Source organism: Variovorax ginsengisoli, from assembly GCF_030811835.1.
In the GTDB taxonomy this organism is placed as follows: domain Bacteria; phylum Pseudomonadota; class Gammaproteobacteria; order Burkholderiales; family Burkholderiaceae_C; genus Variovorax; species Variovorax ginsengisoli_C.
Window position 1 is genome coordinate 199,095 of record NZ_JAUSRO010000005.1, and the last position, 25,975, is coordinate 225,069.

Genomic DNA, 25,975 nt, shown 5'->3' on the forward strand with positions numbered 1-25,975 from the left:
CACCCTGCTATTGCACGAAGCCCATGCCGCGCGATTCGCGGACCTCGGGCTTGATGCGGTGCTCGGCCTCGAGCTGGTCCAGGAACTCGGCGGCCGAGAACTCGGTGGCCAGGATGTCGGTCTGACGCTTCACCGCTGCGAAGTCGCCGGGGCACAGCTGCGGCAGGCGCTGCAGGCGCTGGCGCAGTTCCGGCGTCATGAGCGCGGCGTCGCCCGCCAGCGCCTCGGTCACGAACATGCGCTCGCGCTGCACGTCCGTCAGCGGCATGAACTTGATCTTGAAGGTGAAGCGCCGCAGCGCCGCCTGGTCGAGCCGGTCGAGCAGGTTGGTGGTGCACACGAAGATGCCGCCGAAGCGCTCCATGCCCTGCAGCATCTCGTTGACCTCGGTCACCTCGTAGGTGCGCTGGGCGCCGCGCCGGTCCTGCAGGAAGGAGTCGGCCTCGTCGAGCAGCAGCACCGCCTTCTCGGCCTCGGCTTCCCGGAACATGGCGGCCATGTTCTGCTCGGTCTCGCCAACGTACTTGCTCATCAGGTCGCTCGCCTGCTTGACGAGCAGCGGCCGACCGATGGCCTTGGCGATGTGCTCTGCCAGCGCGGTCTTGCCGGTGCCGGGCGCACCATAGAAGCACAGCGTGCCGTGGCCGCGCACCCTCAATGCTTCGACGATGCGCGGTATCTCGAAACGCGTTTCGACGTGGAGCATGTCGAGGTCATAGGTGGTGACCGCACGGCGCGCGCCGTGCTGGCGGTCGATGGTGCCGAGCGCCTGGTCGGCGTTCTTGAGCTGGCGTTCGATAAGCCCTTCGACCGAGGCGTCGTCCGTCTTCGCCAGTTGCGCGAAGCGCACCGCGGTGCGGATCTGCGCCGGCGTCAGGCCCTTGCGCTCAGCCAGCTTGGCGGTGAAGGCGTCGGACACGGTCACGCCTTCGAGCGTCTTGCGCACCAGTTGCTCGCGCGCACCGGGCGGCGGCGACTTGAGTTCGAGGTGGTAGGCGAAGCGGCGGCGGAAAGCCGGGTCGATCTGCTCGATGCGGTTGGTCACCCACAGCGTGGGCACCGCGTTCGACTCCAGGATCTGGTTGACCCAGGCCTTGCCGCTCACGCTGCCACTCGCGGGCGACGGCATCTGCTCGGCGCGCGACATGAACTGCGCGGCCTCGGTGCTGATGGGCGGGAACACGTCCTCGACCTCGTCGAACAACAGCGCGGCCTGCGCACTGCCCTTGAGGAAAACCTGCGCGATCTGCAGCGAGCGGTAGCGGTCGCGGCCCGAGAGCGAATTGCCGTCGCGGTCGGCGTACTCGACCTCGAACAGTTCCAGTCCCGCGGCCTGCGCCACCACCTTGGCCAGCTCGGTCTTGCCGGTGCCGGGCGGGCCGTAGAGCAGCACGTTGACGCCGGGCTCCTTGCGCTGCACGGCCGCGCGCAGCAGCGTGACCAGCATCTGCGCGTCGTCCGCGGCGAAGGAGAAGTCGTCGACGGTCAGTGCGCTCTTGGCCGACGGCCGGGTGAACACCGCCATCAGCTCGTTGTGGTCGCGGTACTCGCGCATCAGCACCGGCGGCAGCTTCTCGCTGACCTTCATGAGGTCGGCCAGGTCGGTGATGTTGTGTTCGGAGATGAGGTTCTCGACCAGGCCGATGCGTTCGAGCCGCGAACCGGCGCGCAGTGCCTCGCCGACCTCGCTCGCATTCACGCCGGCGACCTCGGCGATGGCTGCGTAGGCTTCAGGTGCATTGTTGACCTTGAATTCGACCAAGAGCGATCGCAGGTCACGTTGGTAGCGCGCGAGCGTGCCGTAGAGCAGCAGCGCGCGTTCGGCCTTGTTGAGCTGCAGCAGCCCGGCGAGTGCGTCGATGTTCTTCTCGACCAGCGTCGACTGTTTGCGCAGCGCCTGGGTGAGCCAGTCGCGGGTGACCGACAGCACGGCGAGCAGGTCCTTCGGCTGGTCCTTGACGTATTCGTCGAGGTAGAAGAACAGCGTGCCTTCTTCGTAAGGACCGCGCCAGACACCGTGGCGCGCGAGCAGCGTGCGGCCATCCAGGTTTTCCACGCCCTTCCACACCTCATTGCCCGCGCAGCGGCGACCGAGGAACTCGCGCAAGCGCTGCATCACAGGGGTCGGCCACACGAGATGGCGTCCGGTCAACGAGAGCAAGCCGTTGAGGTCGCGACGCACGTTGAAACGCGGCCCCTGCTTGGCCGCCAGTGTGAGCACGAAGTGCGAGCACATGAGCTCGAGCACCGGCGCCTCCTTCAGCCCGGGGGACGGCAATGCCTGCGCGCGGACGGCCGCGGCCACCACCTCACCATCGGCACGCTTGACCATTGCGCAATCTCCAGCTAAGGGAATATCAGGTGCGACCATAACGCAGAGTTTTGTGTTGGGGAAGACACATCGACCGGAAAAACCGGTATGTCTGGATTCCGCTCACAATCAGTGCATGGTCGGAATCGAAGATATTCAACGCGCCGCCACGCGGCTGCAGGGGCAACTGCTCAACACGCCGTGTGTCGAGTCGCGCACGCTGTCGGACATCGTCGGCGCGCAGGTGTTCCTGAAATTCGAAAACCTGCAGTTCACGGCGTCGTTCAAGGAGCGCGGCGCCTGCAACAAGCTGGTGGACCTGTCGGAGGCCGGCGTCCAGGGCGTGGTGGCCATGTCGGCCGGCAACCACGCGCAGGGTGTCGCGTACCACGCGCAGCGATTGGGCATGCGGGCGGTGATCGTGATGCCGCGCTTCACGCCGGGCGTGAAGATCGAGCGCACCCGCGGCTTCGGCGCCGAGGTGGTGCTGCATGGCGACACGCTCGATGCAGCGCGCGCCCACGCGCAGGCGCTGGCCGAGAGTGAAGACCTCAGTTTCGTGCATCCCTTCGACGACAACGCGATCATCGCGGGCCAGGGCACGGTGGCGCTGGAAATGCTGGACCAGGTGCCCGGGCTGGACACGCTGGTCGTGTCGGTGGGCGGCGGCGGACTGATCGCCGGCATGGCGGTGGCCGCCAAGGCGCGCCAACCCGGCATCGGCATCGTCGGCGTCCAGACCACCCGCTTTCCGGCCATGGTCAATTCGGTGCAGGGCACGCAACACCCCCAGGGCCTCAACACCATCGCCGAGGGCATCGCCGTGGGGACGCCGGGCGTGCTTACGCGCGAAATCGTCATGAGCCTGGTCGACGATCTGGTCATGGTCGACGAGGGCGATATCGAGCAGGCCGTGCTGATGCTGCTGGAGATCGAGAAAACGGTGGTCGAGGGCGCGGGCGCGGCCGGGCTGGCCGCGCTGCTGCGGCATCCCGAGCGCTTTCGCGGCAAGAAGGTCGGCCTGGTGCTCTCGGGTGGCAACATCGATCCGCTGCTGCTCGCCGCGATCATCGAGCGCGGCATGGTGCGCGCCGGGCGGCTCGCTCGCGTGCGCATCAGCTCACGCGATGTGCCCGGCATGCTGGCCCGCATCACGGCCACTGTGGCCGAAGCGGGCGCCAACATCGACGAGGTGCACCACCAGCGCGCCTTCACCATGCTGGCCGCGCAGAACGTGGACATCGAACTGGTGCTTCAGACGCGCGGACGTGCCCATCTGGGCGACGTGCTGGACGCACTTCGGCGGTCCGGCTTCGAGGCGCAAGAGCAGCACTGACGCACGCACACGCGCCCTGGAATGCACCGTCTGCCTATCCCACAGCGACGGCACGGGATGCCCCGGATAGGACGACCGGGCCCGCTTCGCTAAACTAAAGCCAGTTTCAAGAACCCGAGGATCCCGATGTCCACCCCTACGCCTGTCGAGCCCGGCCATGACGCGATCGTCGAAAAAGACGCCGTCGAAGCCGTTGTTCACCTGATGCCGATCGTGCTGCCGCTCGTCGGCGCCGTGCTGATGCTGCTGCTCGCGTCCATCGCGATCTACATGGCCTGACCCCGCGCGCTGCCGGCAAAGCACTTGCCACGCCAGCGCAGACATGAGGGAAATGCCCCAGTGCCTTGGGCAGTCCCGCCGTTTAGGCTCGAACCTCATTCGCGCCCTCCAGGAACGGAAAACGTTTTCTCCAACGCCGCTCGAGCCCGCCGGACCCGGCGAAGCGGCGTTGGAAAAGACGATTTTTCAACTCCGGAGTATTTCGAATGAACGCACCCACGATGAAGGGCCTCGCCATTGAGGCGCCCTCCTACGTCAAAAACGCCAAGCTGATCGCCTGGGTGGCCGACATGGCCGCCCTGTGCAAACCCGAGCGCATCGAGTGGTGCGATGGCAGCGATGAAGAATATGCCCGCCTGTGCGAGCAGTTGGTGGCGGCTGGCACCTTCAAGAAGCTGAACCCCGCCAAGCGCCCCAACTCCTTCCTGGCCAACTCCGACCCGGTCGACGTGGCGCGGGTCGAAGACCGCACCTACATCTGCTCGGCCCAGAAGGACGACGCCGGCCCGACCAACAACTGGATGGCGCCTGCCGAGATGCGCGCGACTTTGCAGCCGCTTTTTGACGGCTGCATGAAAGGCCGCACGATGTATGTGGTGCCGTTCTCGATGGGCCCGCTGGGTTCGCCGATCGCGCACATCGGCATCGAGCTGTCCGACAGCGCGTACGTCGCGGTCAACATGAAGATCATGACCCGCATGGGCCGCGCCGTGTACGACGTGCTGGGCACCGACGGCGAGTTCGTGCCCTGCGTGCACACCGTCGGCGCGCCGCTGGAAGCCGGCCAGAAAGACGTGGCTTGGCCCTGCAACACGACCAAGTACATCGTCCACTACCCCGAAACCCGCGAGATCTGGAGCTACGGCTCGGGCTACGGCGGCAACGCGCTGCTGGGCAAGAAGTGCTTCGCGCTGCGCATCGCCTCGACCATGGGCCGCGACGAAGGCTGGCTGGCCGAGCACATGCTCATCCTGGGCGTGACCAACCCCGAGGGCAAGAAGTACCATGTCGCGGCCGCCTTTCCGAGCGCCTGCGGCAAGACCAACTTCTCGATGCTCGTGCCACCGGCGGGCTTCGACGGCTGGAAGGTCACGACCATCGGTGACGACATCGCCTGGATCAAGCCGCAAGCCGACGGCTCGCTGCGCGCCATCAACCCGGAAGCGGGCTACTTCGGCGTCGCACCCGGCACCAACTACAAGACCAACCCGAACTGCATGCGCAGCCTCGACAAGGCCGTGATCTTCACCAACGTCGCGCTGACCGACGACGGCGACGTGTGGTGGGAAGGCATGGAGGCGGACGTTGAAGGCAAGGCCTTGCCCGCGCACCTGATCGACTGGCAGGGCAAAGACTGGACGCCAGCCATCGCAAAGGAAACTGGCGCCAAGGCCGCGCACCCGAACGCCCGCTTCACCGTCGCCGCGACCAACAACCCGGCGCTCGACGAGGCCTGGGACGACCCGAAGGGCGTGAAGATCGACGCCTTCATATTCGGCGGCCGCCGCTCGACCACCGTGCCGCTCGTCACCGAAGCACGCAACTGGACCGAAGGCGTCTACATGGCCGCCACGATGGGCTCGGAAACCACCGCCGCCGCCACCGGCCAGGCCGGCGTGGTGCGCCGCGACCCGTTCGCCATGCTGCCCTTCATGGGCTACAACATGAGCGACTACTTCCAGCACTGGCTCGACCTGGGCAAGAAGCTCGAAGGCTCGGGCGCCACGTTGCCGAAGATCTACACGACCAACTGGTTTCGCAAGGGCGCCGACGGCAAGTTCGTGTGGCCGGGCTACGGCGAGAACATGCGCGTGCTCAAGTGGATGATCGACCGCATCGAAGCCAAAGCCTCGGGCACCGAGCACGTCTTCGGCGTGTCGCCGCGCTATGAAGACCTGAATTGGACCGGGCTGGATTTCAGCGAAGCCCAGTTCGAAACCGTCACCAGCATCGACAAGGCCGCCTGGCAGGCCGAGCTGAAGTTGCACACCGAGCTGTTCAACCAACTGGCGCACCACCTGCCCAAGGAACTGCCGCAGACCAAGGCAGCCATCGAGCAGCGCTTGGCGGCCTGACGGCCACGGGGCCTCGGCCCCGTTTGGCATGGGTCCATCAGCGCCAGAAAGCACAAAGCCGCCCGAAGGCGGCTTTGTGCCGGGTGGGGTGCCTGTTTGCCAGGCAATTTACCGATCAGTAGTACTTGCCGAGGTTCACACGACGCATGGCTTCGTACAGCGTCGGTGCCTGCACGTCGGCGCTGCGGCGAGCGACCAGGTCCAGCGCGCTTTGCTTGGCGACCACCGGTGCGGCGACGTCGGTGGCTTCATGGCGGGTCGTGGCAGCCTGCAGGTCCTGCATGATGCGGGCGTCGAGCTTGGCATAGGCCAGGAAGCGCTCGTCGGCACGAGCGGCATCACGGCGTGCCGCGTAGGCTTGAACGCCAGCCACGGTGCGGGCCGCCAGGTTGCGGGCAGTGCCCGAGAAGAAGGCGATCGCGATGAAGGCCACGACCCACATCACGGCCCACACGCCCAGCAGGCCACCTTCGTTGGCAACGAAGCGATCCGCGACGACCAGCAGGGCCGACACGATGGCGGCCAGCAACAGGGCGGCGAGGCCACGGGTGCCGTCGACGTTGTGGCGAGCGGCGTTCAGGTGATCGACAAAAGCTTCGGCGCGGACGACGCCGGGGTGTGCAAGCGGTTGCTCGACGTGGACAAAACTGGTCATGATGGTTCCCTTCTGGGATGTGTGGCGAGAGCCGATGTCGTGATATTAGGGGTTACCCTAGTAATTCGCCACTTTATCTTACTGATGTATATCATTCACATCAGTTATGGACGTCAATTTCCGCACGCTCGATCTCAACCTGCTGAGGGTGTTCGACGAGGTCATGTCCGAGCGCAACCTCACGCGCGCGGCACGCAATCTCTCGATCACTCAGCCGGCCGTGAGCAACGCCTTGCGCCGGCTGCGCGACGTGCTCGGCGACGAACTGGTTCGCCGTGCGGGCGCGGGGGTCGAACCCACGCCCCGTGCGCTGGCGCTGTGGCCGAACGTGCGCGAAGCTCTCCAGCAACTCCAGCACACGCTGGCGCCCAACGAATTCGATGCCGCGGTGGCCGACAACACCTTCGTGCTCGCGATGGCCGATGCCACGGCGGCAGAGCTGATTCCGGGGCTGGTGCAGATCGTGGAGACGGAAGCGCCCGCCATCTCGATGCGGGTGGTGCCGCTCACCACGCGCGATCCACGCAAGCTGCTCGAGGCCGAAGAGGCGGACATGGCCATCGGCTATTTCCCCGCCGTGCTCGCCAGCCTCACGGCGCGTGGTCAGTCGGGCGTTGCCGTGCCCTTCGAGACGCAGCGGCTCTACGTCGGCCAGTATGTGTGCGTGATGCGACATGACCACCCGCTGGCGCAGCAACCGCTCACACTCGACGCGTACTGCAGCGCGCGCCATCTGCTGGTGAGCTTCTCCGGGCGTCCCTACGGCTTCGTCGACCAGACGCTGAGTGCCATGGGCCGGGAGCGGCGCATCGTCGTGACGGTCAACCAGTTCTTCACGGCCGGGCGGGTGGTCGCCAATTCAGACCTGCTGACCGTGCTGCCACGCCATTTCGTGAGCGTGACGGGCATCGATACGCAACTGGTGCTGCGCGACCTGCCCTTCGACCAGCCGCTGGTCCACGTGGACGCGGTCTGGCACCGGCGCGCGCAGCACGGGCTGGCCCACGAATGGCTGCGTGCCGCGCTGGTGCGGGCCGCGGCTGCGGCCTTCGCCCGCTCGGTGCTCGCCCAGGCTGCACCGAAGCCGGGCACCTGAGACGAAGTGCGGGCTCGGCGCGGGGTGTGCGCCTTCGAACCCGAAACTTCAGTTCAGCGGACGACGCTGAGCCACGCGCTGGCGGCCACGCGCAGGTCCTGGGCGTCTTGCGCGTTCATGCCGGCGCGCAGATCGGCGCTTTCCATGAGCAGTGCAGCGGGACTGGCGGGTGACGTGTCGGCAGGTGCGAAAAAGAATTGAGCCACTTGGGCGATGAGACGGGACATGGACTTGCGCGGCCCCAAGGCAGCGCTGTGGGTGGGAATACCCAAAGATTAAGGGTTTTCCCCTATCTTGCAACGCCGCCTTTATGCCCTCTGCGCATATCGCCATTCGCCTAGACTGGCCGCAGCCCATGAAAATCCAGCTGCTCTCCGACCTGCACCTCGAATCCCACCCCCATCTGCAAGTGGCACCTGCCGCGGGCGCAGACCTGCTCGTGCTTGCCGGCGATGTCGGCTCCTACCAGGCTGGCTCGCAGCTGGCGGGCGACGACTTCGGCCTCGCGCGTTTTTCGCCCCGCCACGGCTGGCCGACGCCGGTGCTGTACGTGCCGGGCAACCACGAGTACGACGCCACCGACGTCGATGCCACCCATGCACGGCTGCGCGCGCTGTGCGAAGCGCTGGACATCGGCTGGCTCGAACGCGCGACCTGCGTGATCGACGGCGTGCGCTTCGTCGGCACCACCCTGTGGGCCGACTTCGATGCACTGGTGTTGCCCGGCGATGCGCTCGGCGAGGCGCTCAAGAAACGCAGCAAGGCCATGCGCGCAGCCAACTTCTATCTACGCAAGGCGGCCGCCACGCGCCATGGCGAGCCCTTTCTGGCCGAACAGATCCGCGCTCAGTCCCTGGAGTGCCAGGCCTGGCTGGCGGACGCGCTGGTACAGCCCTTCGGCGGCACGACCGTGGCAGTGACGCATTTCGCGCCGACGCTGGCCAGCGTCGATCCGCGCTACGGGCTGGTGCCGGGCACGGCTGGTTTCTGCAATGCACTCGATCCCTTGCTGGCACAGGCGGACTTCTGGTTCCATGGCCACCTGCACTGCGCGCACGACTATGTGCGCAACGGCTGCCGCGTGGTCGCCAATCCGCTCGGTTATGCGAGCAAGGGCGAGCAGGAAGGCTTTCGCCCCGGCCTGCTGATCGACGTCCGCTGAGGCCGGCCCTGCCGGCCGAGCGCTCAGCGCGCCGCGAGACCGTCGAAGCAGGTCGACAGCACCAGTTCGACGATCTGCGCGTCGCTGTAGAGGCCGCCGACCTTCAAGAACTCGAGCACCGGGTCGCAGGCTCGTGCGAACAGGGTGTAGAGCACGACGATGGCAGGCAGCTTGCTGCTCATGGCGCCGTCGGCCTGTGCAACCTGGATCCAGCCACCCAACGTGTTGCTCACCTCCATCAGGCGGTCGAGGTAGGCGCGGTTGTTCATCAGTGCGGCGCGCAGGGTCGAGTTCTGGTGCGGCAGTGAAGGCATTTCGCCAGCGAGTTGCACCTCCATGGTCCAGCGCACGACCGCGCGCAGCTTGGTCATGGGCGGGTCGGCCGCGGGCAGGGAATCCAGAAAATCCTGGGTGCGCTTCATGATGCGCACCATCGCCGCGGCCGCCAGGTCCTCCTTGCTGGGGAAGTGCTTGTAGAGGCTCGCCTTGGCAATGCCCACCGAGGCGGCGACCTCGTCGACGGTCATCGACTCGAACCCTTTTTCGGCCAGCAGGCGATTCACCGTCTGCACGATCGCCTCTTCGCGCGCCAGCAGCATCTGGGCCTTGAAGGACGTTTTGGGTACGGGCGCAGTCACGGTGTTCATCCCCTGATTTTAGTCACAGCCGTCTATGTGCATACATGTCGGACAAATAAAGACCAATGGGTTTTATTGCTACCGATCGGTCGGCATTCGACATCGACACCGGGTCATTTGCCCGTCTGCACCGACCGAAGGCGCATGCCTTGCCCTACATCGCCAGCACAGCGATGGAGAAATGCTGCACGCTGCGGGCCCGGCCGGGCCCTTGCGATTCGACAGGAGCACTCATTCATGGCAAGCCACTTGCGGCCACTCGCCGAACAGATCATCGTGCTGACCGGTGCCTCCAGCGGCATCGGGCTGTGCACCGCCCAGCTCGCGGCCGAACGGGGCGCACGCCTCGTGCTGGTCGCCCGCAGCGGCGACGTACTCGAACAGTTGGTCGCCGAGATCGCGGCCAACGGCGGTACGGCCATCGCGGCCATTGCCGACGTGGCCGACCGTGCGCAGATGGACGAGGTCGCGCGCATCGCCATCGCCGAATTCGGACGCATCGACACCTGGATCAACAACGCCGGCGTCTCGGTCTACGGCCGGCTCGATCAGGTGATGGACGAAGACCACCGCAAGATCTTCGAGACCAACTTCTGGGGCGTGGTCAATGGTTCGCTGGCCGCACTGCCCTATTTGCAGCTCGAAGGCGGCGCACTGATCAACCTGGGCAGCGAGGTGTCCGAAGCGGTGGTGCCGCTGCAAGGCATGTACTCGGCCTCCAAGCATGCGGTCAAGGGCTTCACCGATGCGTTGCGGGTCGAGGTCGAGCAAACCGACGCGCGTGGCGTGAGCGTGACGCTGATCCAGCCGACGGCGGTCAACACACCCTTTCCGCACAACGCGCGCAACTACCTCGACCAGGAACCTCAACTGCCCGACCCGATGATCGATCCGCAGGACGTGGCCGAAAGCATCCTCAAGGCGGCGACCGAAGGCGGGCGCGACGTGAAGGTCGGCGCGATGTCCACCTTCAACACGGCCATCGCGAAGATGGTGCCGTGGCTGGGCGACTGGATGTCGTCCCGCCAGACCGACCGCCAGCAGAGCACGGAAAAGCCAAGACGCCCCGAAGGCACGCTGTACGAACCCGGCCATTCCGGACGCATCCACGGGCGCGCGTTGCACACCTGAGGTTGCCCGGCCGGGCGTGGCCCCGCATGCGCGCCGCCTATGATCGGCGCGCAATCGCAAGGGAGAACGCATGCTCAACGGCCTGTGGCTGGGATTTTTCTTGGTGGCGGCAGTGGCTGCCTTCGGCCGCTGGCTGATCGGCGGCGACGCGGCCGTGTTTGCCGCGATGGTCGAAAGCCTGTTCGCCATGGCACGCCTGGCCGTCGAGGTCATGGTGCTGCTGTTCGGCACGCTCACGCTGTGGCTCGGCTTCCTGCGCATTGCCGAGGCGGCCGGGCTGGTGGCGTGGCTCGCCCGACTGCTCGGGCCGCTGTTCAGTCGCCTGATGCCGGGCGTGCCCGCGGGCCATCCGGCGCTGGGTTTGATCACCATGAACTTCGCGGCCAATGCACTGGGCCTGGACAACGCCGCCACGCCCATCGGCCTGAAGGCGATGCGCGAGCTGCAGACACTCAACCCTGAGCCGACGCGCGCGACCAACGCGCAGATCCTGTTCCTGGTGCTCAACGCGTCGTCGCTCACGCTGCTGCCCGTCACCATCTTCATGTACCGCGCGCAGCAGGGCGCCGCCGACCCGACGCTGGTGTTCCTGCCGATCCTGCTGGCCACCTCTGCATCCACCCTGGTCGGCCTGCTGTCGGTCGCGCTGGTGCAGCGCCTGCGGCTGTGGGACCCGGTGGTGCTCGCCTACCTGCTGCCGGGCGCGCTGGCCCTTGCAGGCTTCATGGCGCTGCTGGCCACGCTGTCGGCTGCCGCGCTTGCCGCGCTGTCCTCCCTGCTCGGCAACCTGGTGCTGTTCGGGCTGATCCTCGTCTTCCTGATCGCGGGCGCGGTGCGGCGAGTGAACGTGTACGACCGCTTCATCGAAGGTGCGAAGGAAGGCTTCGACGTCGCGAAGAACCTGCTGCCCTACCTGGTGGCGATGCTGTGCGCCGTGGGCGTGCTGCGGGCCTCTGGCGCCCTGGACCTTGCGCTCGAGGGCATCCGCTGGCTCGTGGGCCAGACCGGCTGGGACACGCGCTTCGTCGACGCGCTGCCCACCGCACTGGTCAAGCCCTTCTCTGGCAGCGCCGCGCGCGCGATGCTGATCGAGACGATGAAGAGCCAGGGCGTGGACAGCTTCCCGGCGCTGGCAGCCGCGACCATCCAGGGCAGCACCGAGACCACCTTCTACGTGCTCGCCGTGTATTTCGGCGCGGTGGGCATTCAGCGCGCACGGCATTCGGTGGCCTGCGCGCTGGCGGCGGAGCTCGCGGGCGTGGTGGCCGCCATCGGCGTGTGCTATTGGTTCTTTGGCTGACAGCGACCAACACGGCCATGGGCCATCGGCCAGAATGGAGGTGCGCCATTCTGCGCACCCCCTTCCAGGTTCCTTTGCCGTGACTGCTCCAGCCCAGGCGCAACCGCCCTCTTTCTCCACCAACGAGTTCCGCAGCGCGCTCGGCATGTTCGCCACCGGCGTGACCATCGTCACCGCACGCGCGGCCGACGGCACGCTGATCGGGCTCACGGCGAACTCTTTCAACTCGGTATCGCTCGCACCGCCACTGGTGCTGTGGAGCCTGTCGCAGCGCGCGGCCTCAATGGCAGCGTTGAGCACGGGCTCGCACTACGCGATCAACATCCTCGCAGCCGACCAGAAGCACCTGGCCGAACGCTTTGCGACCAAGGACATCGACCGCTTCGCCGACGTGCGCTTCACCGCCGGCACCGGCGGCGCGCCGCTGCTCGAAGGCGCCGCGGCCAGCTTCGAATGCTTCAACCGCAGCCGCTACGACGAGGGCGACCACGTGATCTTCGTGGGCGAGGTGGAGCGCTGCGCACACACGCCCGGCGCGTCACCGCTGCTGTTCCACGGCGGGCGCTTCTACACGGAACACCCGCTTTAGATCAACCGTCGACCGGGCGCGCCGGTGTTTCCAGCAGCAGCTGATAGAAGGCCGCGTCCAGCCATCGGCCGAACTTGAAGCCGACCTGCGCCATCGTGCCCGAGTGCGTGAACCCCAGTCGCTCGTGCAAGGCGATGCTGCCCTGGTTGCTGGCATCGATGCAGCCGACAAGCGCGTGAAGATCGGCCGCGCGAGCGCGGCGGATGAGTTCAGCGATCAGCGTCTTTCCGAGTCCCTGACCGCGGTGTTCATGGTGCACGTAGACGCTGTGTTCGACGGTGTACTTGTAGGCAGGAAAGGCGCGGAAGGTGCCCCAACTCGCGAAGGCCAGCAACTTGCCAGAAGCATCAACGGCGCCGACCACGGGAAAACCGTGGGCCCGCTTGGTCGCGAACCAGGCCGCCATCGCTTCTGGCGGGCGCGGGGCGTAGTCGTAGAGGGCCGTCGAGTTGGCGATCGCCTCGTTGAGGATGGCCAGGATCGCGGCGGCATGCTCGGCTTCGTTGCAGTCCAGAAGCCGTACGGTGCCGTTCGTCATGTCGTTGGACCTTTCACCAGTGGGGCCAGGGCCTCGTCGCAGATCGCCACGATGTACTTGGCAGGTTGAGAAGACGGGTTGCTGTAAACCAGCGGTCGGTCCAGCTTCAGCGCCAGGCAGTCGCCGCTGCGCAGCAGATGGCGCTCGTCGCCCAGCGTGACCTCGATCTGGCCTTGCAGCACCCAGATCTGCTGCTCGAGCGCCGGCCGGCGCGCGCTCGACTCGTAGGCGACCCGGGCCTTCGCGGGGAAGTGGACTTCGACCAGCTGGATGGGCGTCGGCCAGTTCGGTGGCGACAGGTTGCGTCGCAGGTAGCCCGACTCGGGGTCCTTCCAGATGGCCTGCTCCGCACGCCGAGCGAGCGGCCGTCGTTCTTCGTCCGCGGCCTCGGGGCCGAAGAGGCTGGCCATCGAGACGCCCAGCCCGGCCGCCAGTTTCTCGAGCACCACAGCGGTCGGGCTGGCTTCGGCGCGCTCGATCAGGGAGATCATCGACCGGCTGACACCGCTGTTCAAGGCGAGTGCGTCCAGGGTCTCGGCGCGCGCGGTCCGCAGGTCGCGCACCCGCTTGGCGATGCGGGTGTGGATGTCGTCGATGGTCGGCGCTTCTCTTTCCTTCATGGTGGACGAGTATCCAGCATCCTGGATTGACGGGCAAGACCTTCCTGAGGCCGTCTTTGACCCGCCCGTCGCCTCCTCAGGCCGTGCCGTAGGTCGCCGCGAAACGCTGCTGCAGGTAGTCGTGCGCAGTGATCGGCGCGTAGCGCGGCGATTCGCCGGCGGGCACGCACGACGGGATCGCGCTCACCAGCGCATCGGGGTTGGGGTCGACGAACAGCGCGATCGAATAGCGTTCTGCCGCCGGCTTGAGCACGCGGTGCGGCGTCGACACGTAGAGGTCGTTGGTCCAGCGCATCAGGCAGTCGCCGATGTTGCAGATGAAGGCGCCGTGCAGCGCCGGCGCGTCGAGCCACACGCCATCGCGCCGCTGCACCTGCAGGCCGGCCACGCCGTCGGTCGCGAGCAGGGTGACGTTGCCGTAGTCGGTGTGCGTGCCGGCGCCGATCTGCCCGGCCGGCACCACCTGCGCGGGCACCGGGTAGTGCAGCAGGCGCAGCGTGGCGAGCGGGCGGTCGATCTTGTCGGCGAAGAAGCGCTCGGGCAGGTCGAGGTCCAGCGCGAAGGCCTGGTGCAGTCGCGCGCCGACTGCGAGCACGCCGTCGAAATAGCGCTGCACCGTGTCGCGAAAGCCTGGCAGCTCGGGCCATGCGTTGTCGGGACGGGTCGTGCCATCGGTCCAGATCAGGTTGAAGGCTTCCTTGTGGTCCGCCGCGGTCTTCTCGTCGAGCGCCTCGACGCCAAGGCCGACATAGCCGCGGTTGCTGCCGAGCCGGTCGATCGACATCGCACGCTTGAAGTCGGCGGGTTGCGCGAAAAAGCGCGCGCTCTCGGCGAAGGTCGCGTCGATCAGCGGTACCGGCACGCCATGGCCGGTGATCACGAAGAAGCCGACTTCGCGGCAGGCCCGGCCGATCTGCGCGGCGATGACGCGGCGGTCGGCCGCGTCGTCGGACGAAAGGGCGGCAATGTCGATGACGGGGATGTCTTTCATGGCTGCATTGTGCTCAATGGCCGACGGCGGATTCGTGCCAGTTCTTCAGCAGCCTGTTGCCGATGGCGCTCACGATCATGAAGAAGAAGAAGCCGAGCAGCGTCGCCGCGATCACCTCGGCGAACAGCAGCGCCGTGTACATGCGGCCCTGCGCGAAGACGATCTGCACGCCCAGCCCGCCCTGCGCGTTGCCCGAGCCGATGATGAACTCGCCCACGATCGCGCCGATGACCGACAGCCCTGCCGAAATGCGCAGCCCCCCGATGATGTGCGGCAGCGCGCCCGGCAGCTGCAGCTTCCAGAAGGCGGTGACCCGACTCTTGTTGTGCAGGGCGAAGAGCTCGATGAGGTTGCGCGACGTCGAGCGCAGCCCGAGCAGCGTGTTGTTGACGATCGGGAACAGCGACATGATCAAGCTGATGATGACCACCGACAGGTCGTTGTAGCCGAACCAGAGCACGATCAGCGGCGCGACCGCCACCACCGGCACGGTCTGCAACAGCACCGCGTACGGGTAGATGCTGCGCTCGAGCAGCTTCGACTGGCTCAGCACCGCGGCCAGCGAGATGCCGCCGACGATCGCGAGCAGGTAGCCGAAGGTCGCCTCCTTCAGCGTCGTGAGCGTGGCGACGAGCAGCACGCCCGCGTTCTCGGCCACGGCCGCCGCGACCTCCTGCGGCGAGGGTACGAGGTAGCCCTTGCCGGCATAGACGGTGGCGGTCAGCAGGTACCAGCCGGCGATGGCGATGACCGCCACCAGCACGACGGGCCAGCCGTCGCGCAGCAGCGTGGCCAGCCGCGACGGCGTTGCGGGGGAAGGCGCTGCGGGTGCAGCGCTGGATGAGACCTTGGACACGGCGATTTCCTTCAGGCGGGTTGCTTGCGGCGCAGCGCGGCCGTGACGTCGCCGGTGAGGCGCGCGAATTCGGGCGTGGCGCGCAGCTCGGGCGCACGCGGAAAGGCGAAGGGCACGTCGATCACGTCGAGGATGCGGCCGGGCCGCGGCGACATCACGATCACGCGATCCGACAGGTACACCGCCTCGTGCACGTTGTGCGTGACCAGCACGCCGGTGAAGCCCGCCTGCTGCCACATGGCCGACAGCTCTTCCTGCAGAATGTCGCGCGTCAGTTCGTCGACCGCCGCCAGCGGCTCGTCGAGCAACAGCAGACCGGGGCGCAACGCGAGTGCGCGTGCCAGCGACAGCCGCATGCGCATGCCGCCCGACAACTGGTGCGGGTACGACTTCTCGAAGCCGGCCAGGCCGACCAGCTTGAGCGCCTCGGCGGCGCGTGGCTGGTAGTCCTCGGGCTTGTAGCCTTCGAGCTCCATCAGCAGTTGCGCGTTGCGCTCGACGGTGCGCCAGGGCAGCAGCGCCGCTTCCTGGAACACGAAGGCGGTCTCGATGTCGGCCGGCCGCCGGCACTCGCCGGTACTGGTCGCGATCAGCCCCGCGACGATGCGCAGCAGCGTCGACTTGCCGCAGCCCGAGGGACCAACGATCGACACGAACTCACCAGCACGCAGGTCGAAGTCGACCTGGCCCAGCGCCTGCAGGCCGCTGTCGAAGCGCTTGGAGACGCCCTTCAGTTCGACGGCGGCGCCGCTCATGATCCGCAGCCGGGCACCAGGGTGCGGTCGTAGGCCTGCTTCTCGCTGAAGCCGGCGGGCAGGAAGGCCACGCTGCGCAGCTGGCCGGCGATCTCGGTCCAGCGCGCATCGCTCATGCAGCCGATCTTGCCGAGGTCGTGCGAGACCAGCTTCTCGATCATTTCCTTGTTGGCCGCGTCGTACACGTCCGAAGAAATCTGCTTGTTCATCTCGAGCATCATCGGCTTGAGGCCCGACGGGTTGCGCACGTAGTTGCTCCAGCCTTTCTGCACGGCGGCGATGGTCGCCTTCACCAGCGCCGGGTTCTTCTGGATCATCTCGTCGGTGGTGAACAGCACGTTGTACGGACGGTAGCCGAGCGAGGCCAGTGTGATCTGCTGCACCGGGATGCCCGCGCCGGCCATGCGCGCAGGCAGGAACAGCGAGTAGCCCTGCTGCACCATCTTCGGGTCGTTGCGGAACAGGCTCAGGTCGCCGCTGACCGGAATCTCGCGCGTGTTCGCCAGCTTGTACTGCTTCTTCGTCCATTCCCAATAGGCGTTGCCGATGTTCACGGCGAAAGTGCGGCCCTGCAGGTCGGCGATCGACTTCACCGCCGGATCGGTGTGATAGACCAGCGTGTACGGCACGTAGTCGAGGTGCGCGAACACTGCACGCACCGGAGCGCCGCGCTGGCGCGCCAGCAGCACGTCGTCGGCGTTGCCGATGCCGAACTCGGCCTGGCCCGAGGCCACCTGCGGAATGGTCTGGATGCGCGGGCCGCCTTGCGTCACCGTGATCTTGATGCCGGCGTCCTTGCCGAGATTGTCCTGCGCGGCTTGCCAGTAGCCCGCCTGGTCGGGCTGGATGAACCAGTTGGTGAGGATGCGCACGGGCTTGGCGTCCTGCGCGGCAGCGGGCAAGGCGGCGGCCATCGACAGGACAAGCGCGAGGGCCGTGCGACGAAAGAGGTGGGTGGTCATGGTCGGTTCCAAAGAGCAGTCGAATGAAAGAGTCAGGCTTGTAGCCACGGCAGCTGGTCGGCCGCGTAACGCCAGGTCTGGAACACGCTGTTCAGGCGGCCGGGGCCCGTCTTGCGGGCGGCAGCATCGGGGTATTCGGCGAACCACGGCAGGATGTATTCCCACACCACCTCGCCTTCGGGGTTCACCTCGAACAGGCGACCCGTGGCCGATTCGGTGATGTGCGTATTGCCATTCCACAGGCGCTGCGCGTTGCCCATGAAGGCCGTGTAGAAGGCGTTCACCATCTCGTCGGCATAGGCCCAGACGACACGGTTGTCCTTCGGGTCGATCTCCAGCACGCGCGAGAACGCGACGTGCGCGCCGGTGCGGAAATTGCCGTTGTCGAAGGTCAGGATGTGGCCGTTGGGCAGAGCCTGCGGCGCATGCTGGTGCGACACCACGCTCGGCGGGATGTGCAGCTTGACGTCGCCGCTCGCCTTGTCGACACCGATGATGCCGGCCGTGGTGCGCAGGCTCATCAGCACGCGGCCGTCGGCATCGATGTCGAGGCCATTGATCAGCGGCCAGTGGTAGCGGCCGAAGCCGGGGTGGATCGGGAAGTCCTCGGGCTTGAGGTGCTCCCACGACTTCCACTCCCAAACCAGCTCGCCCGTGCGGCTCACCTCGCGGATCACGTCGCCGTACATGGTTTCGTCGGGGCCGTGCGCCGTGCCGCCCGGCACGCGCTCGGCAAAACCGGCGGGCACCGGCGCGCAGGCGGCATACAGCAGGTTGCCGTTGGCCAGCCACTTGGCGTCATGGTGGTGGGTCGGGTCCTCGTAGTGCCAGACGACCTCGCCGTCGGGCGTGACTTCGGAGAAATCGCCGCCGTGCCACATCGACCAGGCCGCATAGAGGTCCGGCGAGTTCGCATGGTTGCCGTTGTAGCCCATGTTGCCGTTCGGCAGGATGACGGCGTGTCGGCCGGCGCGCAGAGGCATCTTCCACTGGTGCACGACCTCGCCGTCGATGCCGATGAGGTAGACGTTGCCGGCGGCCGTCTGTGGCGCGATCAGCGTGTAGCCGCCGGCCGAGGCCGCCGGATCGTGGGCGATGAGGCCGACGCCGCGGCGGCGCTGGGTGACTTGGTCGACGGTGGTGGGCACGGTGAACTCCTGTATGGCGATGCGTGGAATCTAGGCGCTTCGTCGCGTCAGGAAAATCTGATTGTTTTGAACAGTCCGTATGGAAAAACCATACACTTCGCCATGGCTGCCATCTCCCAGGCTTTTCGCTGCTTCGACGAGGTCGCGCGGCGCGGCTCCATCCGCAAGGCGTCCGAGACGCTGCACCTGACAGCCGCGGCCGTGCACCAGCAGATCCTCAACCTGGAAGAGCAGGTCGGCACGCTGCTGTTCGACCGGCTGCCGCGCGGCATGCAGCTGACGACGGCCGGCGAGATCATGGTGGCGGCCGTGCGGCGAAGCCAGCGCGACTTCGACAACGCGCTCACCCAGGTTGAGGACCTGCGCGCGCTGCGGCGCGGCCACATCAACCTGGCGGTCTCGCATTCCTCGGCCGAACAGCTGGTACCCGAGGTGATCCAGGCGGCCATGAAGCAACACCCGGGCGTGACCTACGGCGTGCGCTCGGGCAGCGGCGAGAACATCCTCAAATGGGTGGCAACGGGCGAGGCCGACATCGGCTTCTGCCTGCGCCGCAAGCCGCCGCCGGGCGTCGAAGAGGTGCGCGCCTTTCCCCAGCATCTGGGCCTGATCACGCCGCCGGACCACCCGCTCACGCACACCGGCAAGCCGGTGCGCCTGCGCGACTGTCTGGAGCATCCGCTGATCCTGATGACGCCCGACACCGAACTGCGCGCGATGGTCGACCAGATCGACCACCGCGAACACCGCAAGGCACGACCACTGGTGGAGACCAGCTCGGTGGCCATGGTGCGCCAGCTGGTGGGCAGCGGTACCGGCATCGGCTTTCTGATTCCCGAGAACGTCGCGCAGGACGTGGCACAGGGCCGGCTGGTCTGGACCGGCCTGGCCGATGCGGGCGCGCGTTCCTTCAGCTGCTTCTACCAGCGTGCCGGTCAGACCACGGCCGTGGCCATGGGCATGTTCCTCGCGTTTCTCGAAGCCGCGCTCGCTGATATCGCCCAGCGCTTCGACACGGAACTGCCCTTCGATCCCACAGCCTTCGCGAACTGACGGGCCTCCCGGGCGGTCTTTCGCAGGCCGCGGTCGGCCTGCAACGTTCAGGCCTGCGTCAGCCTGAACACCGACACCGCGCCCTGCAGCTGCGCGGCCTGTTGGCGCAGCCGCATCCCCACCGCTGCAGCTTCTTCCACCGCGGCGGCGTTGCCCTGGGTGACCTGGTCCATTTGGCCGATCGCCACCGAGATCTGGTTCACACCTTCGCTCTGTTCTTCGGAGGCGCGCGAAATGTCCGCCATCATCTTGGAGACATCCTGCACCGACACGAGCATGCGTTGCATGGTGTCGCCCGCTTCCTGGACGATGCTCGTGCCGCTGGCCACGCTGGCGGCGGATTCGGCAATCAGCGTCTGAATCTCGCGGGCCGCCGTTGCGCTGCGCTGGGCGAGCAGCCGCACCTCGCCGGCCACCACCGCGAAGCCGCGGCCCTGTTCGCCTGCCCGCGCGGCCTCGACGGCTGCGTTCAGCGCCAGGATATTGGTCTGGAACGCAATGCTGTCGATGACGCTCGTGATGTCCTGGATCTTGCGCGAGCTCGCGCTGACGGCATCCATGCTGGAGGCAATGCGGCTGAAGTAGACCTGGCCGGCCTCGGCCGTCTGTGCCGCCTGCGCCGACAGTTCGGTGCCTCGGCGCGCGTTGGCCGCGTTGTGCGCGATGGTGTTGGTCAGCTCTTCCATGCTGGCGGCGGTCTGCTGCAGCGAGGCCGCCTGCTCCTCGGTGCGCGAAGACAGTTCGACGTTGCCATCGGCCATCTCCTGCGCACCGCTGTCGATGTGCTGTGCGCTCTCGCGGATCTCGGCCACCATGGTCGTGAGCCGTGTCTGCATTTGCGAGATGGCGAACATCAGGCTGTCGCTGTCGCCGCTGCGCAGCGCGATCTGCGCATCGAGCCGGCCGTCGGCGATGCGGCTGGTCGCCGCCATCGCCTGGGCGGGCTCCCCGCCGAGGGCGCGCACGATACCGCGGCTGAAGTACAGTGCCAGTGCAGCAATGGCGACCACGGTCACCAGCAGGATGCCGATCAGCACCCGCGCCCAGCGCCAGAAGGCCTCGTCGATGTCGTTGGTGAAGAAGCCCGTTCCGACCCACCAGTTCCAGGGCTTGAACTCGAACACGCCATTCATCTTGGGCGCCATCTCACCGGTCTTGGGCAGCTGCGCCACGATGGCAGCGATGCCCATGCCATCGGCATTGCGCATGGCGTCCTGGTAGTTCTGGGTGTCGGTGCGGCCGTCCATGCCGCGACCGGACGACTGGGTGCCGATCACCTTCGGATTGGGATGCGCCAGGTTTTTTCCTTCGGGAGTACGCGCCCAGAAATAGCTCTTCTTGTCGTTGTCCAGGAAGTTCAATGCGTCCTTGGCTGCGTCCTGCGCCTGCTGCCGGGTCAGGGTGCCGGCCTGCTCCAGGCCGTGGTAGTGGGTCACCAGCGTCCTCGACAGCTTGAGCATGTTGAGAATCTGCGCCTCTCGATCGGCCAGTGCAGAGCTCCTGAGCATGTAGAGCGACACGCCGCCCACCAGCAGCAGGCCCAGCATGGCCGCGCACGAGATGATGGCAAGTTTGATCGAGACTTTCATGTTCTTGCTTCCTGCTCCCCGCATGCCCAGGCTCGGGATGAACCTGCGTGCATCTGGCCGATTGGGCCTTCGCCCCGCTGGCAAGGTGTGAACGGCTTGTGAAATTGATCGCGCAACTTGGCTAGGATCGGAGACAACCGAGCGGACGCCCTCGCCCGCCATCCCGAGACAATGACCGAACGCAAGAACCACCTCGACCCCCGCGCCACCGCGCTGCTCGTCGCCTGCTGCGCCTTCTGGGGCCTGCAGCAGATCCTCATCAAGACCACCGTGACCGAGGTGCCTCCCATGTGGCAGGCGAGCATCCGGATGGCCGGCGCAGTCGCCCTGCTGTGGCTGTGGTGCCGCGTACGCGGCGTGAGGCTGTTCGAGCGGGACGGCACGCTGCCGGGCGGCCTGCTGGTCGGCGCTTTGTTTGCAGCCGAATTCGTCTGCATCTACGTCGGTCTGCAGCACACGAGTGCGTCGCGCCTGACCGTGTTCCTCTACACCGCACCCTTTGTGGTGGCGCTGTTGCTGCCGCGCTTCGTACCCGCCGAGCGGTTGCGCGGCGTGCAGTGGCTGGGGCTGGCCATCGCCTTCGCAGGCGTGGTGGCGGCCTTCAGCGAAAGCCTGGGCCATCACGATCCGCGCCAGCTCCTGGGCGATGCGCTGGCGCTCACAGGCGGGCTGCTGTGGGGACTGACCACGCTGGCCATCCGCACCACGCGGCTGGCCACGGCCAGCGCCGAGAAGACGCTGTTCTATCAAATCGCGGTCACGGCGCTGGTGTCGCCCATGATGTCGCTGGCCTTCGGCGAGACGCGCGGCTTCAGCTATTCCGGCTACGCATGGTTCTCGATCGGCCTGCAGACGGTGATCGGTGCCTTCGCCAGCTACCTGGGCTGGATGTGGCTGCTGCGGCACTACCCGGCCACGCGCATCTCGTCGTTCACCTTTCTCACGCCGCTGTTCGCGCTGGTGGCCGGCGTCGTGCTGCTGGGCGAGCCGGTCACGCTTCAGCTGGTGCTGGCGCTCTCGGGCGTGGCCCTGGGCATCCTGCTGGTGAACCGGCGCAGCGGCACCCCCACCCCACCGGCGACCCCGACATGAGCCCCGACTTCCAGGCCGTCCTCGACGACATCGCGACCACGCTGCAACCCGAGTGCGGCATGGCCGGCCAGGTCGCCAGCTACATTCCGGCGCTCGCGCGGGTGCCGGCAGCGCAGTTCGGCATCGCGCTGCGCACCTGCAAGGGCGAAGAAGCCCTGGCGGGCGACGCCACCACGCCGTTCTCGATCCAGAGCATCTCCAAGCTCTTCACGCTGACGCTGGCCATGCGCCGCATGGGCGAAGACCTCTGGGACCGCATCGGCCGCGAGCCCTCGGGCAATCCGTTCAACTCGCTGGTGCAGCTGGAAAACGAGCAGGGCAAGCCGCGCAACCCGTTCATCAATGCCGGCGCGATCGCGGTGGCCGACCGGCTGGTGAGCCTGGGCAACGCGCGCGCGGACGTGCTCGCGTTCCTGAGCGACCTGGCGGGCGAGCTGGTGGACTTCGACGAGGAAGTGGCGGCCTCCGAAGCCGAGACCGGTTTTCGCAACGTTGCACTGGCCAACTTCATGAAGAGTTTCGGCAAGATCGACAACGCCGTGGCGGAGGTGCTCGACCTGTACTTCCACCAATGCGCAGTCCGCATGAACTGCGTTCAGCTCGCGCGCGCAGCCGGCTTTCTCAGCCGCGACGGCGCGCATCCGGTGCACCGCCGCAAGCAGGTGACGACCGAGCGCCAGGCCCGGCGCATCAATGCGCTGATGCTGACCTGCGGCACCTACGACGCGGCGGGCGACGTGGCCTTCTCCATCGGACTTCCCTGCAAGAGCGGCGTGGGCGGCGGCATCGTGGCGGTGGTGCCCGACCATCTCACGCTGTGCGTCTGGTCGCCCGCGCTGGACGCGACGGGCAACTCGCTGCTCGGGCTCAAGGCGTTGGAGCTGTTCGTGGCAAAGACGGGGCTGTCGGTCTTCTGACCTGTCAGGCGTCCGCAGTGCGCGGAAAGCGCACGGTCACCGTGGTGCCTGACGCGTCGGAACGCAAGTGCACTTCGCCGTCGTGCGCATGCGCGATCTGGCGCACGAAGAACAGCCCCAACCCCACACTGCGCCCGCTGGGCGTGGTACGACCGTTCGAGACAGGCTCGAAAAGCGCCGGCATACGCTCGGTCGGGACCATCGGGCCCTCGTTGTGCACGACGATGCGAAAGCAGCTGGCCTCGATGATCGAGGCGACGATCACCGGACGCTGTGGTGCGCCGTGTGCCAGGGCATTGCCGACGAGATGATCGAGCAGCTGCGCCAGGCGGGCCGGGTCCGCGGTGCAGGCGCCTTCGCCGATGCGGTCATGCTCGAGCACCGGGGCGGGCGAGCCGCGGCTGCGCGCGGCCAGCGCGTCGGCCACCAGTGCATGCAGCGTGACCGACTGCTTGTGGATGGCCAGGCCACGGCCCCGCGTGCTGTCGATGCAGTCAATCAACTCGGAGATCAGTTCCTGCGCGCGCTGGGTCGCGCTCACGATGTGGGCCAGCGCGCTGGCCTGCGAAGGCTCCAGCGGTCCGCGCGCGATCAGGTGGGTGGCCAGATCGATGGCGGCCAGCGGATTGCGCAGGTCGTGGCCCAGCAGCATGCACAGGTGCTGCGCCGTGAGGGCGTGCTCGCCCCGCGCCCCCTGCGTGGACGCATCGTCTCCTGTTGACTGTCCTGCACCCATATGTCGAGCAGAACCGATTCGCCGCGCCGGCGCAAGCAGTCATCGCGAGCGGCGCGGTGTAGGACAAGGGACGATGCCGCGCAACGCCTGGCGCCACGTTGCCACATGCCGCGCGACCGCGTCCCAGGCGACCGCGGGCCAGGCCGGCGCGCGCGTGCACCGGATCTCGACCGGTCCCTCCTGCGCCTCGATGCGCAGCCAGCCCGATTGCGCCACCCGATGCGTCTGACCCGGCGCGAGCCTGTGCGAAACGGTCACCATCTGTTCGCCCAGCCAGGCCGGCGCTTCGTGCAGCATGGCGACGCCGCGCCACAGCGCCAGCGTGGTGCGCGCATCCAGCGCAATGTGCAGTGTTTCGCCCGGCAGCAGATGCATCCCGGTGATGAGTGCAGCGTGTGCGGTGTGTGCAGAGGGCATGACGGGGGACATGGCGGACTCCTTCGGATGGCGTGTTGGGGTGTATCGATGATCCGCAGGTCAGCCCGACGGCGACAGGCACAGTGGCCGCGCATGCCATCGCAACAGGCTGCAGCCGATGCATCTGTTATGGTCTTTTCCGATCTATCTGCATCTGTTGCCTGCAGCGTCTCTTGGCAACCATCCCTGCATGGACATGCCGACCGCCCCGCTCTATCGCCGCCTGGCCCACCATTACCGCAGCGCGATCGAGGCCGGCTCGCTGCAGCCGGGTGTGCGCATGCCGTCGCTGCGCAGTCTCATGCGGCTGCACGACATCAGCCTGTCGACCGCGTTGCAGATGTGCCGCCAGCTCGAAACCGAAGGTTGGGCCGAGGCCCGCGACCGATCGGGCTATTTCGTGCGCTGGCCACAGCGCCTGCACATGGTTCCCATGGACGAGCCACCCGCGGGGCAGCGGCCTGACCCGGCGCAGTACGTCGGCATCCATACGCGCGTGTCCGACTTCGTGACGCGGCGCCGGCAGGCCAAGGTCAAGCCCTACCTCGACCTGTCGATTGCACGCGCGGCACCGCAGCTCTATCCGGCTGAGGAACTGCGCATGGCGCTCACGCGGGCACTGCGCCACCATCCCGAGATGCTGGCGGGCGTGCCACCGCAGCAGGGCGAGCGCCAGTTCCGCAGCGTGCTGGCCCAGCGCGCGGTCGGCGCCGGCATGACGCTGTCGCCCGACGACGTGCTGGTGACCAACGGCTGCATCGAGGCGCTCAACCTCGCGCTGCGTGCGGTCGCCCAGCCGGGCGACACCATCGCGGTCGAATCACCCACCTTCTACGGGCTGCTGCAGGTGCTCGAAAGCCTGGGCCTGCGCGCGCTCGAGATTCCCACCAGCCCGCAGAGCGGGTTGTCGATCGAGGCGCTGACACTGGCACTCGACACCTACGACGACATCAAGGCGGTCGTGCTGGTGCCGCACCTGCAGAATCCGTTGGGCAGTGTGATGCCCGACGCCCACAAGGCACGGTTGGTGGCACTGTGCGAAACGCGCGGCCTCGCGGTGATCGAGGACGACACCTACAGCGAACTGGTCGACGTCGACGCCCCGCCGCGCGCGCTCAAGGCCTGGGACACCACGGGCAACGTGATCCACTGCGCATCGCTGCACAAGGTTCTCGCGCCAGGCCTGCGCCTGGGCTGGATCACTGCGGGCCGCTGGCAGGCGCGCGTCGAGATGCTCAAGTACACGCAGACCCGCAACAACGAGGCCCTGGCGCAGCTGGGCGCGGGCCACTTCATGGCCACGGGCGCCTACGACCGGCATCTGCGCCGGCTGCGCAGCTTCCTGGCGGTGCAGCGCGAACGCACGGCCGAAGCAGTGGCACGCTACTTTCCCGCGCAGACGCGCCTGAACCTGCCCAACGGCGGCCTGCAGTTGTGGGTCGAGTTGCCGCATCAGCGCGCGTCGGCCGACGTGTTCGACGCGGCGCTGCGTGAGGGCATTCTGGTCGCACCCGGCTTGCTGTTCTCCAACTCGTCGCGTTTCGACCATTGCCTGCGCATCAACTGCGGCTGGCCCTACGACGACGGCATCGACCGCGCGTTGAAGCGCCTGGGCGGCATCGTCGCAGGCTGAGGCCGCCGCCGCCGCCGCACAAGCAAGCGGCGCGCGCACGGGCCGCAACGAAGCTGCGCGTGGGACAGCGGCTGACGACGCACCGGCCCCGCGCAC

Annotated in this window: 26 protein-coding genes; 12 read left to right on the forward strand and 14 right to left on the reverse strand. The window is 67.1% G+C overall.

All coding sequences use genetic code 11. The annotated features are described in order from the left end of the window. Positions 1 to 7: 7 nt before the first annotated feature. Positions 8 to 2,332, reverse strand: coding sequence for an ATP-binding protein (locus J2W36_RS09160; protein WP_307689402.1), 2,325 nt, complete (start codon positions 2,330 to 2,332; stop codon positions 8 to 10). Here J2W36_RS09160 and J2W36_RS09165 point away from each other — a divergent pair. From J2W36_RS09165 to J2W36_RS09175, 3 genes are all read left to right on the forward strand, one after another. Continuing rightward, positions 2,235 to 3,647 (forward strand): threonine ammonia-lyase, encoded by a 1,413-nt coding sequence (locus J2W36_RS09165; RefSeq protein ID WP_307689403.1) that lies wholly within the window; start codon positions 2,235 to 2,237, stop codon positions 3,645 to 3,647. The genes J2W36_RS09160 and J2W36_RS09165 overlap by 98 nt on opposite strands. A 126-nt stretch (positions 3,648 to 3,773) precedes the next feature. Continuing rightward, positions 3,774 to 3,926, forward strand: coding sequence for a hypothetical protein (locus J2W36_RS09170; RefSeq protein ID WP_307689404.1), 153 nt, complete (start codon positions 3,774 to 3,776; stop codon positions 3,924 to 3,926). Positions 3,927 to 4,132: 206 nt separating this feature from the next. Continuing rightward, complete coding sequence (locus tag J2W36_RS09175) at positions 4,133 to 6,001, forward strand: phosphoenolpyruvate carboxykinase (GTP) (RefSeq protein WP_307689405.1); 1,869 nt, start codon at positions 4,133 to 4,135, stop codon at positions 5,999 to 6,001. Positions 6,002 to 6,116: 115 nt separating this feature from the next. Here the strand turns inward: J2W36_RS09175 and J2W36_RS09180 are convergent, their stop codons facing one another. After that, complete coding sequence (locus J2W36_RS09180; RefSeq protein ID WP_307689406.1) at positions 6,117 to 6,656, reverse strand: hypothetical protein; 540 nt, start codon at positions 6,654 to 6,656, stop codon at positions 6,117 to 6,119. A gap of 106 nt (positions 6,657 to 6,762) precedes the next feature. On the opposite strand from J2W36_RS09180, the gene J2W36_RS09185 reads away from it, so the two are divergent. Beyond that, complete coding sequence (locus tag J2W36_RS09185; protein ID WP_307689407.1) at positions 6,763 to 7,752, forward strand: LysR family transcriptional regulator; 990 nt, start codon at positions 6,763 to 6,765, stop codon at positions 7,750 to 7,752. A 53-nt stretch (positions 7,753 to 7,805) separates the two neighbouring features. Here the strand turns inward: J2W36_RS09185 and J2W36_RS09190 are convergent, their stop codons facing one another. Beyond that, positions 7,806 to 7,979, reverse strand: a complete 174-nt coding sequence (locus J2W36_RS09190; protein ID WP_307689408.1) for a hypothetical protein — start codon at positions 7,977 to 7,979, stop codon at positions 7,806 to 7,808. Positions 7,980 to 8,107: 128 nt separating this feature from the next. Between J2W36_RS09190 and J2W36_RS09195 the strand changes: the two genes are divergently transcribed. Beyond that, a complete protein-coding gene (locus J2W36_RS09195; protein WP_307689409.1) occupies positions 8,108 to 8,914 on the forward strand; it encodes a metallophosphoesterase in 807 nt (268 codons plus the stop codon). Between the two features lie 23 nt (positions 8,915 to 8,937). Here the strand turns inward: J2W36_RS09195 and J2W36_RS09200 are convergent, their stop codons facing one another. Then, positions 8,938 to 9,561, reverse strand: coding sequence for a TetR/AcrR family transcriptional regulator (locus tag J2W36_RS09200; RefSeq protein WP_307689410.1), 624 nt, complete (start codon positions 9,559 to 9,561; stop codon positions 8,938 to 8,940). 228 nt (positions 9,562 to 9,789) lie between these two features. Between J2W36_RS09200 and J2W36_RS09205 the strand changes: the two genes are divergently transcribed. The 3 genes from J2W36_RS09205 to J2W36_RS09215 all read left to right on the forward strand — a co-directional run bounded on the left by J2W36_RS09205 (position 9,790) and on the right by J2W36_RS09215 (position 12,572). After that, positions 9,790 to 10,683 (forward strand): SDR family oxidoreductase, encoded by an 894-nt coding sequence (locus J2W36_RS09205; protein WP_307689411.1) that lies wholly within the window; start codon positions 9,790 to 9,792, stop codon positions 10,681 to 10,683. 70 nt (positions 10,684 to 10,753) lie between these two features. Further along, positions 10,754 to 11,983, forward strand: a complete 1,230-nt coding sequence (locus tag J2W36_RS09210; protein WP_307689412.1) for a spore maturation protein — start codon at positions 10,754 to 10,756, stop codon at positions 11,981 to 11,983. Positions 11,984 to 12,128: 145 nt separating this feature from the next. After that, positions 12,129 to 12,572, forward strand: coding sequence for a flavin reductase family protein (locus J2W36_RS09215; protein WP_370869293.1), 444 nt, complete (start codon positions 12,129 to 12,131; stop codon positions 12,570 to 12,572). 1 nt (position 12,573) lies between these two features. Here the strand turns inward: J2W36_RS09215 and J2W36_RS09220 are convergent, their stop codons facing one another. The 7 genes from J2W36_RS09220 to J2W36_RS09250 form a co-directional block, all read right to left on the reverse strand. Further along, on the reverse strand, positions 12,574 to 13,110 hold the full coding sequence (locus J2W36_RS09220; protein WP_307689414.1) for a GNAT family N-acetyltransferase: 537 nt from the start codon (positions 13,108 to 13,110) through the stop codon (positions 12,574 to 12,576). Further along, entirely contained in the window at positions 13,107 to 13,730 is a 624-nt protein-coding gene (locus tag J2W36_RS09225; protein ID WP_307689415.1) for a helix-turn-helix domain-containing protein, read from the reverse strand. Before J2W36_RS09225 ends, J2W36_RS09220 begins: the two co-directional genes overlap by 4 nt. 76 nt (positions 13,731 to 13,806) lie before the next feature. After that, entirely contained in the window at positions 13,807 to 14,721 is a 915-nt protein-coding gene (locus tag J2W36_RS09230; protein WP_307689416.1) for an isopenicillin N synthase family dioxygenase, read from the reverse strand. Positions 14,722 to 14,734: 13 nt separating this feature from the next. Next, positions 14,735 to 15,577 carry an ABC transporter permease gene (locus J2W36_RS09235; protein ID WP_307689417.1) on the reverse strand — a complete coding sequence of 281 codons (843 nt, stop codon included), beginning with the start codon at positions 15,575 to 15,577 and terminating at the stop codon, positions 14,735 to 14,737. Between the two features lie 11 nt (positions 15,578 to 15,588). Then, a complete protein-coding gene (locus J2W36_RS09240) occupies positions 15,589 to 16,332 on the reverse strand; it encodes an ABC transporter ATP-binding protein (RefSeq protein WP_307689418.1) in 744 nt (247 codons plus the stop codon). Next, on the reverse strand, positions 16,329 to 17,294 hold the full coding sequence (locus tag J2W36_RS09245) for an ABC transporter substrate-binding protein (RefSeq protein ID WP_307689419.1): 966 nt from the start codon (positions 17,292 to 17,294) through the stop codon (positions 16,329 to 16,331). Before J2W36_RS09245 ends, J2W36_RS09240 begins: the two co-directional genes overlap by 4 nt. 32 nt (positions 17,295 to 17,326) lie before the next feature. Continuing rightward, positions 17,327 to 18,442 carry an aryl-sulfate sulfotransferase gene (locus J2W36_RS09250; RefSeq protein WP_307689420.1) on the reverse strand — a complete coding sequence of 372 codons (1,116 nt, stop codon included), beginning with the start codon at positions 18,440 to 18,442 and terminating at the stop codon, positions 17,327 to 17,329. 102 nt (positions 18,443 to 18,544) lie between these two features. Between J2W36_RS09250 and J2W36_RS09255 the strand changes: the two genes are divergently transcribed. After that, complete coding sequence (locus J2W36_RS09255; RefSeq protein ID WP_307689421.1) at positions 18,545 to 19,495, forward strand: LysR family transcriptional regulator; 951 nt, start codon at positions 18,545 to 18,547, stop codon at positions 19,493 to 19,495. A gap of 47 nt (positions 19,496 to 19,542) precedes the next feature. On the opposite strand, the gene J2W36_RS09260 is transcribed toward J2W36_RS09255, so the two are convergent. Further along, the gene (locus J2W36_RS09260) at positions 19,543 to 21,084 is read right to left on the reverse strand and encodes a methyl-accepting chemotaxis protein (protein WP_307689422.1); all 1,542 of its coding nucleotides are present in this window, start codon (positions 21,082 to 21,084) and stop codon (positions 19,543 to 19,545) included. Positions 21,085 to 21,255: 171 nt separating this feature from the next. Between J2W36_RS09260 and J2W36_RS09265 the strand changes: the two genes are divergently transcribed. Beyond that, positions 21,256 to 22,176: a DMT family transporter gene (locus tag J2W36_RS09265; RefSeq protein WP_307689423.1), complete on the forward strand. Its 921-nt coding sequence runs from the start codon at positions 21,256 to 21,258 to the stop codon at positions 22,174 to 22,176. Beyond that, on the forward strand, positions 22,173 to 23,093 hold the full coding sequence (locus J2W36_RS09270) for a glutaminase (RefSeq protein ID WP_307689424.1): 921 nt from the start codon (positions 22,173 to 22,175) through the stop codon (positions 23,091 to 23,093). The genes J2W36_RS09265 and J2W36_RS09270 overlap by 4 nt, the downstream gene beginning before the upstream one ends. 4 nt (positions 23,094 to 23,097) lie before the next feature. Here J2W36_RS09270 and J2W36_RS09275 read toward each other — a convergent pair whose 3' ends face one another. Further along, positions 23,098 to 23,829 (reverse strand): sensor histidine kinase, encoded by a 732-nt coding sequence (locus J2W36_RS09275; RefSeq protein ID WP_307689425.1) that lies wholly within the window; start codon positions 23,827 to 23,829, stop codon positions 23,098 to 23,100. 39 nt (positions 23,830 to 23,868) lie between these two features. Beyond that, positions 23,869 to 24,258 (reverse strand): hypothetical protein, encoded by a 390-nt coding sequence (locus J2W36_RS09280; RefSeq protein WP_307689426.1) that lies wholly within the window; start codon positions 24,256 to 24,258, stop codon positions 23,869 to 23,871. Between the two features lie 184 nt (positions 24,259 to 24,442). Between J2W36_RS09280 and J2W36_RS09285 the strand changes: the two genes are divergently transcribed. After that, a complete protein-coding gene (locus tag J2W36_RS09285) occupies positions 24,443 to 25,879 on the forward strand; it encodes an aminotransferase-like domain-containing protein (protein ID WP_307689607.1) in 1,437 nt (478 codons plus the stop codon). The last annotated feature ends 96 nt before the right edge of the window (positions 25,880 to 25,975 follow it).